Raw genomic sequence first — 14386 nt, forward strand, 5'->3', positions numbered from 1 at the left:
ACCGCAAGACCAATCCCGGTGTTGCCGGCCGTGCCTTCGACGATGACGCCACCGGGCTTCAATTGCCCGGCCTTTTCCGCCTGGCGGATAATCCACAGGGCAGCGCGGTCCTTCACCGATTGGCCCGGATTGAGAAATTCCGCTTTGCCGAGGATGGTGCAGCCGGTGGCTTCGGAAACGGCCTTGAGCCGGATCAACGGCGTGTTGCCGATCGCTTCGAGCACGGACGGAAGAACGGTCATTTTGAGAACCTCACGCTGGACGGAACGGACGCCAGGCCTGAGCCAGGCATTACCTCTGATGGACGGCGATCCGATAAACATTTGGTTTACAGGCAAGATCGCCGAAATATTGGCGTGTTTTCGGCTCAGCCTGTGCACTAGGCAAGAAATAGCGTTTCGCAGCTTACCTGTCCCGGGCAAAATTCGTCTCGGCCGTCAAAACGCCGAGGAAAGTGAAAAGTTCGGGGCAAGCGTTGCCGTTGGAGAGGTACTAGGCCCGGGAAGGGGGAGACAGCCACGGGCCTCGGAAGGGGAGGCCCTTCCCGGTCAACGCGAGGACGACATGACGACCGTATTTACAGCCCGACCAGAGCATGGATTGGTGTGGATAACCGGCGCGAGTGCGGGCATCGGACGCGCTGTGGCGCTCAGGCTGGTCGAGGAAGGTTATTCGGTCGTCGTGACGGCGCGCAGCCACGAGAAGCTGGTGGCGCTTCAGCATGAGGCATCCGGCCCCGGGCGGATCGTCGTTCTCGATGGCGATGTCACCGATCAGCGTGACATGGAGCGATTGCTCGCGGCCATTGAATACGAACACGGTCGGGTCAGTTTGGCCATTCTCAATGCGGGGGTGGTTATTCCGGTGCGCGGCGATGATCTCAGCAGGGAAGCCTTTGACAAGAGCTTTGCCGTCAACGTTCACGGCGTTGTCAATTGCCTTGTGCCTGTTATCGAGCACATGAAGGCGAACGGACATGGCCAGATCGCCATCATGTCGTCCGTGGCCGGCTACAGCGGGCTACCCATGAGTGCCGCTTACGGGGCGACCAAGGCCGCTCTCATCAACATGGCAGAAAGCCTGAAATTCGACCTTGATCGCATCGGGATACGCCTGCAACTGATCTGCCCGGGCTTCATCGATACGGCCAGTTCGACCAGAAGCAAGTTTCCGCGACCGGCCCTGGTGAGCGTGGACGAGGCGGCGGAACGCATATGTCTCGGGCTGAAATCCGGACGCTTCGAGATCACGTTTCCCAGGCGCTTCACCTATACGGTCAAATTGCTGCGTTTCCTGCCGTACGGCGCCTACTTCGCGCTTCTCGACTGGCTTGTGCCCGGGCGCGCGGCCGCGACAGCTGCCAAAAAGGACCAAGCCGGTTCAAAAGGTCGGCCGCGTCAGGCGGTGTGAAGTACCAGAACTGCGCCGAAAACCAGCGAGAGGCCGAGCCAGCCGACGGGATTGAGCTTCTGACCGAAGAAAAGGCGCCCGCAGACAGCGGTGCCGAAGATGCCGGTGGCGCCCAGAACCGCATAGGCGACGGCAAGTTCCATGCCCTTGACAGCTTCCGCAAGCAGCGCGAAGGCGGCAAGTACCAGGAGGATCGACAAAACGCCCCAGCCGCGCCGCGCAAAGCCGTTCGACTTCGTGGAGGCGAGGTTCGCAGCGACGTCGAGGACGCCGGCCATGACCGCGAAAGCGAAATAGAAGCCATCAGCGCTCATTGGGCTGCTTCTCCGGTCACTTCCTTGTCCTGTGCCTCGCCGGCATTGACAAGCAGCATCCCGGCAACGGCCATCGACAAGCCCAGCATCTCGCGACCGCTCAGCACATGGCCAAAGAAGAACACGGAGACGAGCGTAATGAGAGCGACACCGGAGCCTTCCCAGATGGCATAGGCAACGCCGACGGAAATCGTCTTCACGGCTTTGGCAAGGAACACATAAGAAAGTGCGATCGATACATACATGATTGCATGCCCGGCATAGGAGCCGGAGGCGGAGACAGCCTTCATCACGGTGAGGCCGGCGACCTCGGTTGTGATCGCAAGAGCCAGGAAAAGCCATGCAAGACGCATCAGGAACCTTCAGAGGTCTTATACCGACAAACGAAAAGAGCCATTCGGGCGTTTGCCGCGAATGGCTCTTCGAAACTGGCTCCCCGGGCCGGATTCGAACCGGCGACCTATCGATTAACAGTCGAGTGCTCTACCGCTGAGCTACCAGGGATCATCTGCGCCGCAGAAGTGAGGCTGCTAATACAAATGCTTTTTCGATTTGCCAAGCTGTTTTTCAAAAAAAATGACGACGCCGGTTGCGAGGCTGTGGAGAAGGCCCCAATTTTGGGAGACGAGCATGAAAGACGGATAATGACGAACGGCAAGAAAGAACGGCATTTCGGTATCGATCCACGAACGCGCGAGATCGTTCTCGGAAAATGGCGTATCGGCTTGCCCGACTCGCCGGTGTTGCGGATTCTGGTTGGCACGCTCCTTATCGTAGGCGGTGTGTTGGGTTTTCTGCCGGTCCTGGGGTTCTGGATGATCCCGCTGGGGCTGCTCGTGCTTTCTCACGACATACCGGCGATCCGCCGCCGCCGCCGCAAGTTGGCGGTCTGGTGGGCGCGCTGGCGCGGCACGCAAAATTCTGGCAAATCCTGAAGCGGCGGACTTGCGGAACGCGATTGCCTGAGGATGTGCAACACTGAACGCTCGCGTGCGACGGCCTGCGTTTGGTTCCACGCGACGCGTTGTCGGTGGGCCGTCGCTGCCCGATAACACTGTAGACATGCAAAACCGTCTTCAAAGCCGAAATCGCTCCGGGCGAGACCGCGGTTGGAGGCCGCTGGGGAGAACGTGGACGACCTCGCGTCGTCCCGCCTTTTTCGAACCATTCCCCCTTGCACTCCTCATAGATTCGTTCTAAACGCCGGCCATCGCTTGATCGATCGAGCGTGAGAGGCCTCGTGGCGGAGTGGTGACGCAGAGGACTGCAAATCCTTGTACCCCGGTTCAATTCCGGGCGAGGCCTCCAAAGTCACATCATCCACGTGATTGCACAAATTTCCGTGCGAAATCGCGTCATCTGCCACTTGCAGGCACGGGTGCCAGTCTGTTTCCGCTTCCGCCATTGCTCAATGTCAACAACTTGCTGCCGGTGTCGTCCTAATCGATGCGGGCGATGGCTGTCTTACGAGGCGCGCTTTGGGGAGAGAGGCGGACGGGAAGGAATTCTTCCGCGTCGCTGGTGAGCATGGCTCGAAGGCATCCCGAAACGACCGGTGGCAAAGATCACATGCCGGCGCCGCGACGTTCGTGATCGTAGGATAAGCCATCCACCATATCTGCCGCGATCCGTCGCCTGCCGCTGGAGGCGTGCAAGGGCGATGGCCTCGTTTACATGATCTTGAGCAACCGGCTGGAGCCATCGGGAACCGGTGAAGCTGTGCGAGTTGTTCGACGAAATCAGGACCGACAGCCCGGCGCTGAGACGAAAGGGTGCGATCTTGATGCGGCCCGCGCCTGTCGCCGAAGTCGGACGCCGCACGCGAACGGATGGTTGAAAGCGCCGGTATGCTTCGTTCAAGTGCATTAAGAAGTGGGCGGTTGAGGCAGGCATATTTGAGTTTGCTATTTCGCCCGCTTAGGCGGTGATGCGCCTCGCATGCCTTCGCCGGTGATCATTGGTTGTCCCAGGGAACAGTTTCGAGCATCCATGGTTTGGGCGGGAATCGCGTGAGCATCCGGGAGGAATATGTCAATGAGCGAACCTGTCGCCGTTCATCACGCCCGTGAGACCGATTACGTCTCCGATCTTTCGGCGAGCGCCGCCGTCAACCAAATTTCTTGGGGAGCGGTATTTGCCGGCGTGGCGCTCGCGCTTGCGGTGCAGTTTCTGTTGAACCTCTTGGGCGTTGGAATTGGAGCCGCGGTAATTGATCCGGCAACCGCCGACAACCCGAACGCAAGTACGTTTTCGATTGCAGGAGGTCTCTGGTTCGTTATCTCAGGCATTGTCGCAGCCTTCGTCGGCGGATATGTCGCAAGCAGGGTTTCAGGCCGTCCCAGCAGGGCGACAGGAAGTTACCATGGGCTGACCAGTTGGGCCGTCACGACACTGGTCATTCTCTATCTGCTGACGACCTCGGTCGGCGTTGTGGTTGGTGGCGCCTTCAGTGGTTTGAGTAGCATTGTTGGGGGTGTCGGAAGGACTGCCGCCATAGCCACGACTGCCGCGGCACCGGCGGTCGCGACATCCGTCGATCCAATGGCCGATATCGAACGGCAGATCAGAAGCGCGACCGGGGGCAATGATCCCGCAGCTCTTCGCGATGCTGCAGTTGCCGCCGTGCGTGCGGTCGTCACGGGCGACGAAGCGACCGCGGAAGAAGCCCGAAACCGCGCTGCCGACGCCATCGCGAGAGCGCAAAACATCCCGGTGGACCAGGCGCGCACCCAGGTTCAAGAGTACGAGGAAAGCTACAGGGCTTCGGTGGAACGCGCCAAGCAGCAGGCGACCGAAGCCGCTGACACGGCCGCCACCGTCGTTTCCAGTGGAGCGCTCCTGGGCTTCCTGTCGCTTGTTGTAGGCGCCCTCGCTGCCTGGTTCGGTGGCGCAGCCGGAACGACACGAACCGTAGCGACGACGGACTCCACCCGTCGAGTCGGCTAGTTAGTCGCCAATGCCGCGCATTGGGCTTGATGCCGCAGGCAGAGCGCTAGCCAAGTGCCGGGTCGTCCTCAACTAGTGATAACGGCGAATAAGCCCGACGAGCTTGCCTTGGATCTTGACGCGGTCCGGCCCGAATATCCGCGTCTCATAGGCTGGGTTGGCGGCCTCGAGCGCAATCGATGCGCCCTTTCGGCGGAACCGCTTGAGCGTTGCCTCTTCATCGTCAACGAGTGCCACGATGATGTCGCCCGGATTGGCCGTGCTTGTGTTGCGAATGATCACGGTGTCGCCGTCGAAGATACCCGCTTCGATCATGGAGTCGCCCTTGATCTCAAGCGCGTAATGTTCGCCGTTGCCGATCATCTCGACCGGCACCGAAATATCATGCGTGTTGTTCTGGATCGCGGAAATCGGGACACCGGCTGCGATTCGTCCCATGACCGGCACCGACACCGTTGCAGAATCACTCGGTGGCGCCGACTTTGCGGTGGCCGCAGGCGTCGCGGGTGGCTTGCCCAGGCTGCCTTCGATCACGCTTGGCGAGAAGCCCCGCCGAGGTTGCGCACTCGTCGCATAGGCTTCGGGGAGCTTGATGACTTCGAGTGCTCGAGCCCGGTTGGGAAGACGGCGAATAAAGCCGCGTTCTTCAAGGGCAGTGATTAACCGGTGGATGCCTGACTTGGAGGCGAGGTCCAGTGCGTCTTTCATCTCGTCGAAGGACGGCGGCACCCCGGATTCCTTCATTCGTTCGTGAATGAATAGAAGCAATTCCTGTTGCTTGCGGGTTAGCATGGCGCGTCACTCCAAAGTCGCGAAACAAATCAAGAACAGACACTATCTGTTCCATATGTGTTCCGCAAGTACCTAAAATTCCGTGAATTTTCGCGACTTTGCTCCAGGGACGTCGAATGTTGCAGATCATCAACGTCTGCAGGACTATGATGGTACGTGGTGGTAATAGGTGAATCTCATGAAGGCACGTATCAAATGGGTTGAAGGCCGGACGTTCCTTGGCGAGTCCGGGAGTGGGCACAAGGTTGTGCTTGGGACAGCATTCGGGACAGAGGGAAAAACACCTGGCCCGAGCCCCATGGAGATGGTGCTGATCGGCACTGGGGGTTGCTCGGCTTACGATGTCGTTCACATCCTCGAAAAGGGCCGCGAGGCGATCGAGGACTGCGTCGTCGAGATCGACGCAGAGCGTGCTGCTCAGGACCCGAAAGTGTTCACTCGCATTCATCTCCACTTCGTGGTCAAGGGGCGCAGCCTGGCCGCGAACAAGGTCGAGCGGGCCATTGCACTGTCCATCGAGAAATATTGCTCGGCGTCGGCGATGCTCGCCAGGACGGCCACGATCACCCATGACTTTGAGATCGTCGACACTGCCACGACGACCGTCGCTCAGCCGTAACGACCGGAGCCCTTTGGATCGCCAGGGGCCGGGACATCGCAAGTGGATGCCGTGCTTTATCTCCATGAGCCTGGTGAGAGCCCCGGAACTCGCGCGCGCGGCTCCTTATTTCCTGGATCAGGGCTTGGCTCGCTAATGGCAATCGACACGTCGGAGCGGAAGATCAGTCCCACTTTGGCGGCGGCACGAGCTCATGGATATCAAGTTGGCCGGTATCGATCTCGACGAGCGACCCTGTCTCGAGCTCGACGCGCACGGCGTCCTGCCATCAAATCGACAACGCGGCGCGCAGTTTGCGCCTGACTTCACTTTCTGCATCACACTGCTCGTACTATCGTGAAGGGCTTAGGATGGAGATTTAGCAGCATGGCAAAGCTTGTCTTCGGAATGAACCAGTCCCTGGACGGTTACGTCGACCACCTGGAAATGCGGACAGGTCCCGCGCTCTTTCGTCACTGGATGGAGCACGTGCGCGACCTGACCGGCAGTGTGTACGGCCGCCGCATGTACGAGACCATGCGTTATTGGGACGAAGACCGTCCTGAGTGGAGCGAGGAGCAACACGAGTTCGCGGCGGCGTGGCGGCGCCAACCGAAGTGGGTCGTATCGCGCTCGTTGAAGTCAGTCGGCCCCAACGCCACACTTGTCGAGGATAACATCGAGGCGGTGATACGTGGTTTGAAGGCTCGGCTCGTTGGGGAGATTGCAGTTTCCGGACCGGACCTGGCACGAAGCCTAACCGACCTTGGTCTTATCGATGAGTACCGACTCTACTTCCAACCCATCGTGCTTGGCCGCGGTAAGCCATTCTTTGCCGGCCCACGGCCGCCGCTTCGTCTTGTTTCCACCGATCGCGTTGGCGAGGACACGGTTAGGCTGACATACGTTCCTGCTTAATCGCACGACTCGCCCAACGGACTGCGCCGACAGGTCAGATCCGTTTTGGGTCGTAAGCTCTCCGATTGCGCTGAACTGGTCTCCAAGACATACCGCGCTATAGCTTAGAATCGGCGGTTCGCTATACCGCTTGGTAGAATGCGGCAATCGGCGGCAATATCGACCATAGAGGGCAATCGGGGAGAGATGGCGGAGGAGGTGTCTGTGCTACTGAATAATATATCTCTTTGAAAACACTTATTGTTTAAATTGTGATTGTCGCATAGTACCCCCGAAACTACCCCAACTCAAATCATCTCTGCCAGAACGACGACATGGACTTCGCCGTCATGCTCGGTTGGCCATTGAGCGACTCGTCCCTGTCCATCTGCCCGGAGTATAACCATGTTGCCGGCGGCTGGGGTGATTTTCGGGTTTATCCAGAGAATGCGCCCGTCAACACGCAGAGCATAACAGTCCTCTATCTCCGGCTTCGCGTAGCCGATCGGAAATTTATCCAGAGTCACTGAATCTGCTGTGCCGCGACCAAGTAGTGGGGCCCCGAGATATGGCAGCTTTGTAGTGTCATTGCTTTCCACCGCCTCCTTGGCCAGCATTTCGACGTCATCAATATTGACCTGCAGGAACTTGGCAATTCGTGCGTAAAATTGCTGGCGCGGCACTGAACCTTTCAGCCAGGTATTGAAGGCTTGCTGAGACCAGCCGAACTCGCGAGCGAGCTCTCGTTCGCTCTTTTCTCGCCGCTTCAGTTCAGACGCCAACATTTGCGAAAGGCGCGACATAGGGCATTCTCCCGAGTGACCATCTTGACAAATTTGTCAAAGTGTACTATATGGGAAAACACGTGGCAAGGACTGGCAAGCAAAAGGAGGACCGATGAGCTCTGCGAGCTACAGCAGTATATTAGCAAGCAACGACAACCTACCGGAACGATTACTAAAACTGCGCGACGTCAGGACAATGACGTCACTTGGAACCTCAACCATCTATCGCCGTATGGCGGCAGGAACATTTCCGCGTCCGCGCCAACTAAGCGAAGCCTGTGTCCGCTGGCGCGAGTCTGAAATCCTAAACTGGATCCGGTCTCTTCCCGCCGCCGCCTGATCATTGACGATCGGGGCGGCAAGCCAGTTATTTATCAACAATCATCCCAATCACATCCACAAAACAGCCGACCGGCGCCATCGCCCGGCGAGAGGAGAACGTATGTCCGATTTTTCGGTAAGCCAGCTTTGGGAAGATGACTACTTTCTGCACTGGGAGGCCGTCGAAGAGCGTTATCGCGAGCCACTCGAAGAAACCAAGTCGAAATACGAAGCGGCTGACGGCATCAATGAAGCGACGGCCTGGTTGCGCGACAATGACATCGAACCGGATGCATTGCCGTTTCAATGCAAGCTGGTTCACGCTACCTGCTCATATGACTACGAGATGCCCGTCAAGGACCCTTGCGGCCGCTACATCTACACCTTCGACGGCGAAGGTGAGCGGGACGCCCTCATTTTTCCGATCGTGGACAATGGACAGATTCTGGACGTTGGCATGCTCTTTATCGACGGATTGGAGTTCGCCACTATCCGTCAGAAGGCCATTTGGCTGGGTGGCGACAAAATTAGCGGCGATTCCGTTCGACTGCACACCTCGGCGTTGGAATGGCTCGAAGCAGGAGCGACCGGCTGCGTCTATGTCGACCCGCAACGGCGCACGCCGCTTAAGCGCCTGCAGACTGTCGATAAAATCCATTGCAACAATGTCGCCTGGGCCTTGGAGGTGTGGGATTGGGCGTTCGGCGCTGATGACGCGGCTCTGGAGCGGTTCGAGATTGACGACGATGCCGATAACATCCGCGAATACTTCGTCGCGCAGGCTCAGCGCCAGGTTATCTCACAGTCGTTGAACGCCAAGCACCCGGGCCGGTTCAACTTGGTGATGGCATGACGTCACTCGCTGCCATCTGGCGCGATGGCAACGAACTGGTGGAGAGGGAGGCTGCGCGTCTCCTTCAGGAATGTGCGGCTGTACCTGAGCCCGACAGGCCCTCAAAAGCAGCCGCCACCACTCCAGCCGTTCCGCTATCCGCCAACGACAACAAGCCCGCTATCGCGGAGAAGCCAGAACACCGTGCGCGTCTGGAGGCAATCCAACGCGAGCACGGCGGGACATTACGCATAGGGGCGACAGGTCTCACCCTCTTTGGCGCAACGATCGATGGAAAGGCTGGACAGGCGTACATCGATGAGCGGGGGGCTTGCTGGCTCCTGACGTCGCGTGGCTCGCTTCCTGTTGACGAAACACCTCGCCGTGGCCTCAAGGCGACGCCGTTCCAGCTACGCGACACATCGCTGATTCCGCAGCGGGAGTGGCTGTTCGCCAAACACTACCAGCGCAGGTACTTGACAGTGACAGTAGCGCCCGGCGGCGTCGGTAAGACAGCACACGGCATTACAGAAAGTCTCTGCATGGTGACTGGCAGGCCGCTTTTTGAACCCCAAACTGGCCTCGGGCAAAAGTTGAAGGTCTGGTATCTGAATCTCGAGGATCCCGCTGACGAAATCGAGCGGGGCTTTGCTGCCGCAGCGAAACACTTCAGCATCACCGCAGATCAAATCGATGATCGACTATTCACCGATTCCGGCCGGGACCAGGAGTTCGTCATCGTTCGTCAGGAGGCGAGGGACTTCAAAGTCTGCGAGCCCATGATCGACGATATGCTGGCCGTGATCCGAGAGAACGCAATAGACGTGGTGATTGTCGATCCATTCGTCAGCAGCCACGAAGTCCCAGAGAACGACAATACCCTTGTGCAGCGCGTCGCGAAGCAGTGGCGCAGGATTGCCGACGAGGCGAATTGCGCAATTGAACTGATCCACCACGCGACCAAGGGGAATGGGGAAATTACCGCCGACTCAACTCGAGGCGGCGGTGCGCTCAAGGATGCCGCTCGATCGGTCAGGGTCATCAACGCCATGACGAAGGAAGAGGCGGAGAAGGCCGGGCTTCCCGACGAGAGGGGTTATTTCAGAATTGATTTCGGTAAAGCCAACAAGGTGCCGAAGTCAGGATCGTCGCAATGGCGCCATTTTGTCTCGGTGCCGCTTGGAAACGGCAAGGGGCTTATGAAACGTGGCGACGAGGTTGGCGTGGTCGAAGGGTGGCGGTGGCCGAGCGAAAACAGTGCTGTGGCTGATGTGCCGCCTGAAGCTCTCGAGGCGATCAAGGCCCGGTTGGGTGCAGGAGACTACCGGGAGAACGAGCAATCGGCACAATGGGCAGGGTATCGCATTGCGGAAGTCCTGGGCATGGATCCGACGGATGCCGTGGAGAAACGCCGCATCAAACTCATGATCAAAGCATGGAAGGCCGAAGGTCATCTGCGCGTCGAGATGCGATCGGATCACAAAGGAACAGAGCGTCCGCACCTCGTGCCTGGCTTCCCCACCACCGAATGAGTGCGGTGTGGAGAGGTGGGGAAGGTGGGGAGAAAACACCCATCTCACCACCCCCACCACCACCTATAGGGTGGGGTGGAGGGTGGGAGTGTTGTGGGAAGAGTAAAAGTGGTGGTGGGGAAAAATTGAGAAGGAGAACAGCTTGATCCGTATACGAATCCAAAACATCGGTGGCAGCTTCCCCGGTCGCGGGGCTGCGCCGGAGATGACCCGCGATTTTCATCTTCCACGTGGTGAGCGTACCGCAATCGACCGCCTCGGCGACCGGGCGGCATTCCGCGCTAAGGTCAGCCAAGACGCCGGGTCCCTCGTGGCCGCGAATGACAACACCCGAAACGCCAAAAAGGAGGATGCCGCGTGAGCCACACCGCAGAGAAGCAGCGCCATCGCGATCTGTCGAAATTGTCCGAGCTCTTAGCGGAGCACAGTCGTCCTGCCGCCGCCAACGACAACACCCCTATGCGCAAGCCTCGCCAGCCGCGCTACCGCGGCACGCTCCCAGCTCTGCGGTGGCTGTTCGACAATCACCCTGATCTCGCGCAAGCATTAGCGGCCGCGATGCCCAAACCGGCCGCCAACTGGCACGCCGATGCGGAGGACAACAAGCAAGAGATCCGTCCTACTGTCGGCGAGTTAATGAAGGCGGCAGAGGGCTTGACGCCGGTCATAGAGGCGGACGAGGATGGCGAACGTATCACCCTCGGCTCGCTGAAATTTCGTGACGGCCGGCTTGTGGAGTGGGGATCGACGAAAAAGGGGCACAAACTTAAGCCCATTGACCGCGTCAAGGCTGGTGGAGGCACCGCCAAGACGTCGCGACGAAATCCCGACCGATATCTCAACAAAACCAAGGCGACCACCCCGTCGCCGATGCATGCGACCCCGTTACCGAGGAACGTGTCCAATAGGCCGGTTTTGCCGCCCATGTACGATCCGCAGGCCGGCGTCGAAGAAAGTCGCGAGTTGCTGCGAAGCTGGGGCCTCGACGGCTCCGTTCCTATAGATCAACTGCCGTTTCCGGCGACAAAGTGCGAAACCGCCGTCGCTAAAGGCGCAGGATTTCTGGGCGGGGTCTCACGTCCAAGCGGGAATGCGTCGAGCGGAGCGCAGGCGTGGGAAGCCCCAGAGGTCAGGAAGGGCGAAGTCGTCGAAGTTGTCGAAGAGGTCGCGGCCAGGGGCACGCTTAAGTCAATCGGCATTCGGCTCGGTTATAGCGAGGGCTATGCAGACCGGGCAGGGAAGGCGGCGCTTGTCGAGACAGCTCGAGTGCTTGCTGCGGCGAACGACAACAAAAAAGTTTCACAGAACGTGCCCGTTCGTGGCGCAGTGTGACGTATCTAGTTGAAAGATAACTGTTACGACCCGGCCAAAGCGCCGGGTCTTCTCTCTTCGGTGCGCAGCTTGATTTGCGACCGACCTCTCGCGAGCGATCAGCGAGAGGTATTCATTTGCGCAGTCCTTCTCAGTACCGCCAACGCGGCGGTCGTTTGGCATTGTGCAGCAGCTCTGAGGCCGTGGCGAACCGACCGAATAGCCGACGAAGACGGCTCTCTTCTTTCTCACCTAATTGATGTTGTTGGCAAAATTCGCGGACGTTCCATACTTTGGCAACGGTGTTCTTCGAAAGCTTTTCGGCTTCGACATGCTCCATCTTGCTCCTCCCAGGCAGTGGAGGCCAGACTATTGTACCAAAGTCTAATAAAGCAAGAATAAAAGTAAGTATTACTTATTGCTTTAAGTATTACTTATTGCTTGGCGCTGCCTCCTCCAGCGACGGGCAACGGTGCGGCAGGTAGAGCGGCGGCACTACAGCGCCACGCTCCCTGCCGCCCTTGTTTTCATCGTTTGATCGCTCGGCCAATTGCGATGAGAATGCAGGCGCCAATGAAACCGGCGATTAGGTATCCGATCCAGCCACCGAGATTCACGCCGATTAGGCTAAGTAAAAAGTTGGCCACGAACGCGCCAACGATACCAAGGACGATGTTCATAATGAGTCCCATTTCGGACTTCATGAACATCTCAGCGAGCCAACCAGCGACCCCACCGATGATGATTGCGGCAATCCAGCCCACACCTGCGCCTTCCATTTGAGCCTCCTATGGCGAGACCCTTGATGGTAGAGGAAGCTATGAGCCCGTCAACTACAGCGCTCCGCGTTGCGGCGTCAGCCATCATTTCGAGAGTGCCGGCGTCACTGCTTAGTAAACATGCCGGATCGATCGTGGGATTGAGCGGGCGCTTCTTGTTTATGCTGGAAAAGAAAAGCCCGGCGCCGATGCATCAGCGACAGGCTAGAGCGGTACGCGATACCTGGCGATGCGCTTGGGAGGAGAATCCGCATCGCATGGCTGACGTATAATACAAGAGTGCACAAAAACAAAGCAAAATCGAAAGTGCCTAAACAGGGGGCAACTGAGCCGTCGTGCTATTGCAGCTCGATAATCTTGCGGATGATCTGGTCACCTAAATGCCGAGTGTTTTTCGGCGAACCGCTGCTGTTGAGTGGATCAATCTGCAGTTCAGCTGCGAATTCCCGCAAGATCGGCAATGCCGGCTGCTGCACAACGTTATCCATCTCTACATGAACAGTTCCGTTTTCGTATTGCTTGATCGTGTACCCTTTGTAGTTCGCCTGTTTGGTGACCAGCAGATCGACGACAGACACGACATCAGCTTGAGCGGCCGACCGATAGATCGGGAAGATCAGCTTCCCTGCCTTGTCTTCTCTCATGATGGCCCGCGCTTCGCTCGCAGGTTTGTCTAAAAGGATCTCAATCGCCATGTCCTCGGTATTTATGCGCAGAACGACTACACGGTCGACGTGCTCGAAGGTGTTGTGATTGAAGCCGACTTGGTTGCTAGATGTCACCGTCTTTACGGAAATGCGTTCACCGGCGGCACTGACGACATCATAACCGCGTTGGTTCACCTCCGTTGCCATCTGTCCGTATGTGAACATGGCTGTGTAGAGCTCTCCGATACGACCTGTAAGGTGACTGAGCTCTGCGGCGGGAACGCCCCACGAGAGCTCCCGCTCAAACCACGAAAGCGCCTCGCCAAGAGACTTGATGATCTGGAACTGGTTTAGAGACATTTTGCCCGCCTGTTGATGTGCGGGCGACGTTACAGTGAGTCGTTGTATGCGTGTACTTTGATGCCAACACGACCACCGCGTTTCAAACCAGCACATCAACGCACGACAAGCGAGCGCAAACGAGATGCAGACCGCAGGCGATACGATACGCCCTGGCGCGCTTGGTACGGCACCAAGCGTTGGCGATCGATCCGCGAGGCGCAGCTAAGTGCGCATCCTCTTTGCGTCATGTGCCTCGAAGATGAGGTCGTTGAGCCTGCAACCGTTTGCGACCACGTGACGCCGCACCGAGGCGACGAGGAACTCTTCTGGTCCGGTCCATTTCAGTCACTCTGCGCCCATCATCATAACAGTGCAAAGCAGCGCGAGGAGCGCAAAGGGGAGGGGCGTGGAACATCCCTCAGCCCGTTCAGCCGCGAACCGGCGGCCTAAGCAAAAATTCACATCCGCAAAATTCGAAATCGGAGTTTGGTGCCATGGCAAGGCCGAGGAAGCCGACGGCTGCCCTCGAATTGAAGGGCTCCTTCAAGAAAGATCCGCAGCGCAAGAGCGCGCGACAGAACGAACCGAGGCCCAGTGCCCCGGTGGGCGCGGCCCCTAAACTTTTCGACGCTGATGAGCGGAAGCTTTGGGATGAACTCGCCGGCTACGGCTTTTGGCTCACCGACGCGGACCGGCTGATGCTCGAAATCGCGGTCAAGCTAATGGTGCTGTTTCGCAAGAGCGCGCTCGATGGTGGCGGCATTTCCAAACTGATTGGAGCGTTGGCGAAGTTGGGCTTCAGCCCGACCGATCGGAGCAAGGTTCAGGCGCCTGGGGCGAAGGAGCCTGAGGCTGATCCGTTCGCAGACTTCAAGTGAGA

At 58.4% G+C, this 14386-nt stretch carries 18 protein-coding genes, 2 tRNA genes and 1 pseudogene; 12 read left to right on the plus strand and 9 right to left on the minus strand.

Translation table 11 applies throughout. The annotated features are described in order from the left end of the window. Window positions 1-242, minus strand: a pseudogene (locus QN219_RS04670) (pyridoxal-phosphate dependent enzyme); the annotation flags it as partial. 322 nt (window positions 243-564) lie between these two features. On the opposite strand from QN219_RS04670, the gene QN219_RS04675 reads away from it, so the two are divergent. Then, on the plus strand, window positions 565-1410 hold the full coding sequence (locus QN219_RS04675; RefSeq protein ID WP_283998917.1) for an SDR family oxidoreductase: 846 nt from the start codon (window positions 565-567) through the stop codon (window positions 1408-1410). On the opposite strand, the gene QN219_RS04680 is transcribed toward QN219_RS04675, so the two are convergent. From QN219_RS04680 to QN219_RS04690, 3 genes are all read right to left on the minus strand, one after another. Next, the gene (locus QN219_RS04680; protein WP_283998369.1) at window positions 1398-1724 is read right to left on the minus strand and encodes an SMR family transporter; all 327 of its coding nucleotides are present in this window, start codon (window positions 1722-1724) and stop codon (window positions 1398-1400) included. The two genes, QN219_RS04675 and QN219_RS04680, sit on opposite strands and share 13 nt — an antisense overlap. Next, window positions 1721-2077, minus strand: a complete 357-nt coding sequence (locus tag QN219_RS04685) for an SMR family transporter (RefSeq protein WP_283998371.1) — start codon at window positions 2075-2077, stop codon at window positions 1721-1723. Before QN219_RS04685 ends, QN219_RS04680 begins: the two co-directional genes overlap by 4 nt. 76 nt (window positions 2078-2153) lie before the next feature. Then, window positions 2154-2228: transfer RNA gene (locus QN219_RS04690), tRNA-Asn, on the minus strand. 137 nt (window positions 2229-2365) lie between these two features. Here QN219_RS04690 and QN219_RS04695 point away from each other — a divergent pair. The 3 genes from QN219_RS04695 to QN219_RS04705 all read left to right on the plus strand — a co-directional run bounded on the left by QN219_RS04695 (window position 2366) and on the right by QN219_RS04705 (window position 4670). Further along, a complete protein-coding gene (locus QN219_RS04695; RefSeq protein ID WP_173513342.1) occupies window positions 2366-2659 on the plus strand; it encodes a hypothetical protein in 294 nt (97 codons plus the stop codon). Between the two features lie 299 nt (window positions 2660-2958). Continuing rightward, window positions 2959-3032: transfer RNA gene (locus QN219_RS04700), tRNA-Cys, on the plus strand. A gap of 726 nt (window positions 3033-3758) precedes the next feature. Then, on the plus strand, window positions 3759-4670 hold the full coding sequence (locus tag QN219_RS04705) for a PhnA-like protein (RefSeq protein WP_283998373.1): 912 nt from the start codon (window positions 3759-3761) through the stop codon (window positions 4668-4670). Between the two features lie 72 nt (window positions 4671-4742). Here QN219_RS04705 and lexA read toward each other — a convergent pair whose 3' ends face one another. Further along, entirely contained in the window at window positions 4743-5462 is a 720-nt protein-coding gene (lexA, locus tag QN219_RS04710) for a transcriptional repressor LexA (protein WP_283998374.1), read from the minus strand. A 178-nt stretch (window positions 5463-5640) separates the two neighbouring features. On the opposite strand from lexA, the gene QN219_RS04715 reads away from it, so the two are divergent. Beyond that, window positions 5641-6081 carry an OsmC family protein gene (locus tag QN219_RS04715; RefSeq protein ID WP_283998376.1) on the plus strand — a complete coding sequence of 147 codons (441 nt, stop codon included), beginning with the start codon at window positions 5641-5643 and terminating at the stop codon, window positions 6079-6081. A gap of 366 nt (window positions 6082-6447) precedes the next feature. Next, complete coding sequence (locus tag QN219_RS04720) at window positions 6448-6978, plus strand: dihydrofolate reductase family protein (protein WP_283998377.1); 531 nt, start codon at window positions 6448-6450, stop codon at window positions 6976-6978. A 287-nt stretch (window positions 6979-7265) separates the two neighbouring features. On the opposite strand, the gene QN219_RS04725 is transcribed toward QN219_RS04720, so the two are convergent. After that, entirely contained in the window at window positions 7266-7760 is a 495-nt protein-coding gene (locus QN219_RS04725) for a helix-turn-helix transcriptional regulator (RefSeq protein ID WP_283998379.1), read from the minus strand. Window positions 7761-7854: 94 nt separating this feature from the next. On the opposite strand from QN219_RS04725, the gene QN219_RS34130 reads away from it, so the two are divergent. From QN219_RS34130 to QN219_RS04745, 5 genes are all read left to right on the plus strand, one after another. Next, window positions 7855-8082, plus strand: a complete 228-nt coding sequence (locus QN219_RS34130) for a helix-turn-helix transcriptional regulator (protein WP_405052083.1) — start codon at window positions 7855-7857, stop codon at window positions 8080-8082. 102 nt (window positions 8083-8184) lie between these two features. Continuing rightward, window positions 8185-8916 carry a hypothetical protein gene (locus tag QN219_RS04730; RefSeq protein ID WP_283998381.1) on the plus strand — a complete coding sequence of 244 codons (732 nt, stop codon included), beginning with the start codon at window positions 8185-8187 and terminating at the stop codon, window positions 8914-8916. Beyond that, window positions 8913-10427 carry an AAA family ATPase gene (locus QN219_RS04735; protein WP_283998383.1) on the plus strand — a complete coding sequence of 505 codons (1515 nt, stop codon included), beginning with the start codon at window positions 8913-8915 and terminating at the stop codon, window positions 10425-10427. The genes QN219_RS04730 and QN219_RS04735 overlap by 4 nt, the downstream gene beginning before the upstream one ends. Before the next feature lie 142 nt (window positions 10428-10569). Next, the gene (locus QN219_RS04740) at window positions 10570-10788 is read left to right on the plus strand and encodes a hypothetical protein (RefSeq protein ID WP_283998384.1); all 219 of its coding nucleotides are present in this window, start codon (window positions 10570-10572) and stop codon (window positions 10786-10788) included. Continuing rightward, a complete protein-coding gene (locus QN219_RS04745; RefSeq protein WP_283998386.1) occupies window positions 10785-11759 on the plus strand; it encodes a hypothetical protein in 975 nt (324 codons plus the stop codon). Before QN219_RS04740 ends, QN219_RS04745 begins: the two co-directional genes overlap by 4 nt. 130 nt (window positions 11760-11889) lie before the next feature. Here QN219_RS04745 and QN219_RS04750 read toward each other — a convergent pair whose 3' ends face one another. The 3 genes from QN219_RS04750 to QN219_RS04760 all read right to left on the minus strand — a co-directional run bounded on the left by QN219_RS04750 (window position 11890) and on the right by QN219_RS04760 (window position 13524). Further along, the gene (locus tag QN219_RS04750) at window positions 11890-12078 is read right to left on the minus strand and encodes a hypothetical protein (RefSeq protein WP_283998388.1); all 189 of its coding nucleotides are present in this window, start codon (window positions 12076-12078) and stop codon (window positions 11890-11892) included. 187 nt (window positions 12079-12265) lie between these two features. After that, window positions 12266-12517: a GlsB/YeaQ/YmgE family stress response membrane protein gene (locus QN219_RS04755; RefSeq protein ID WP_283998391.1), complete on the minus strand. Its 252-nt coding sequence runs from the start codon at window positions 12515-12517 to the stop codon at window positions 12266-12268. A gap of 338 nt (window positions 12518-12855) precedes the next feature. Further along, complete coding sequence (locus QN219_RS04760) at window positions 12856-13524, minus strand: DUF6998 domain-containing protein (RefSeq protein ID WP_283998393.1); 669 nt, start codon at window positions 13522-13524, stop codon at window positions 12856-12858. A gap of 476 nt (window positions 13525-14000) precedes the next feature. Between QN219_RS04760 and QN219_RS04765 the strand changes: the two genes are divergently transcribed. Next, a complete protein-coding gene (locus tag QN219_RS04765; protein ID WP_283998395.1) occupies window positions 14001-14384 on the plus strand; it encodes a hypothetical protein in 384 nt (127 codons plus the stop codon). Window positions 14385-14386 lie beyond the last annotated feature (2 nt).

Source organism: Sinorhizobium sp. 8-89 (assembly GCF_030124325.1).
Classification (GTDB): domain Bacteria; phylum Pseudomonadota; class Alphaproteobacteria; order Rhizobiales; family Rhizobiaceae; genus Sinorhizobium.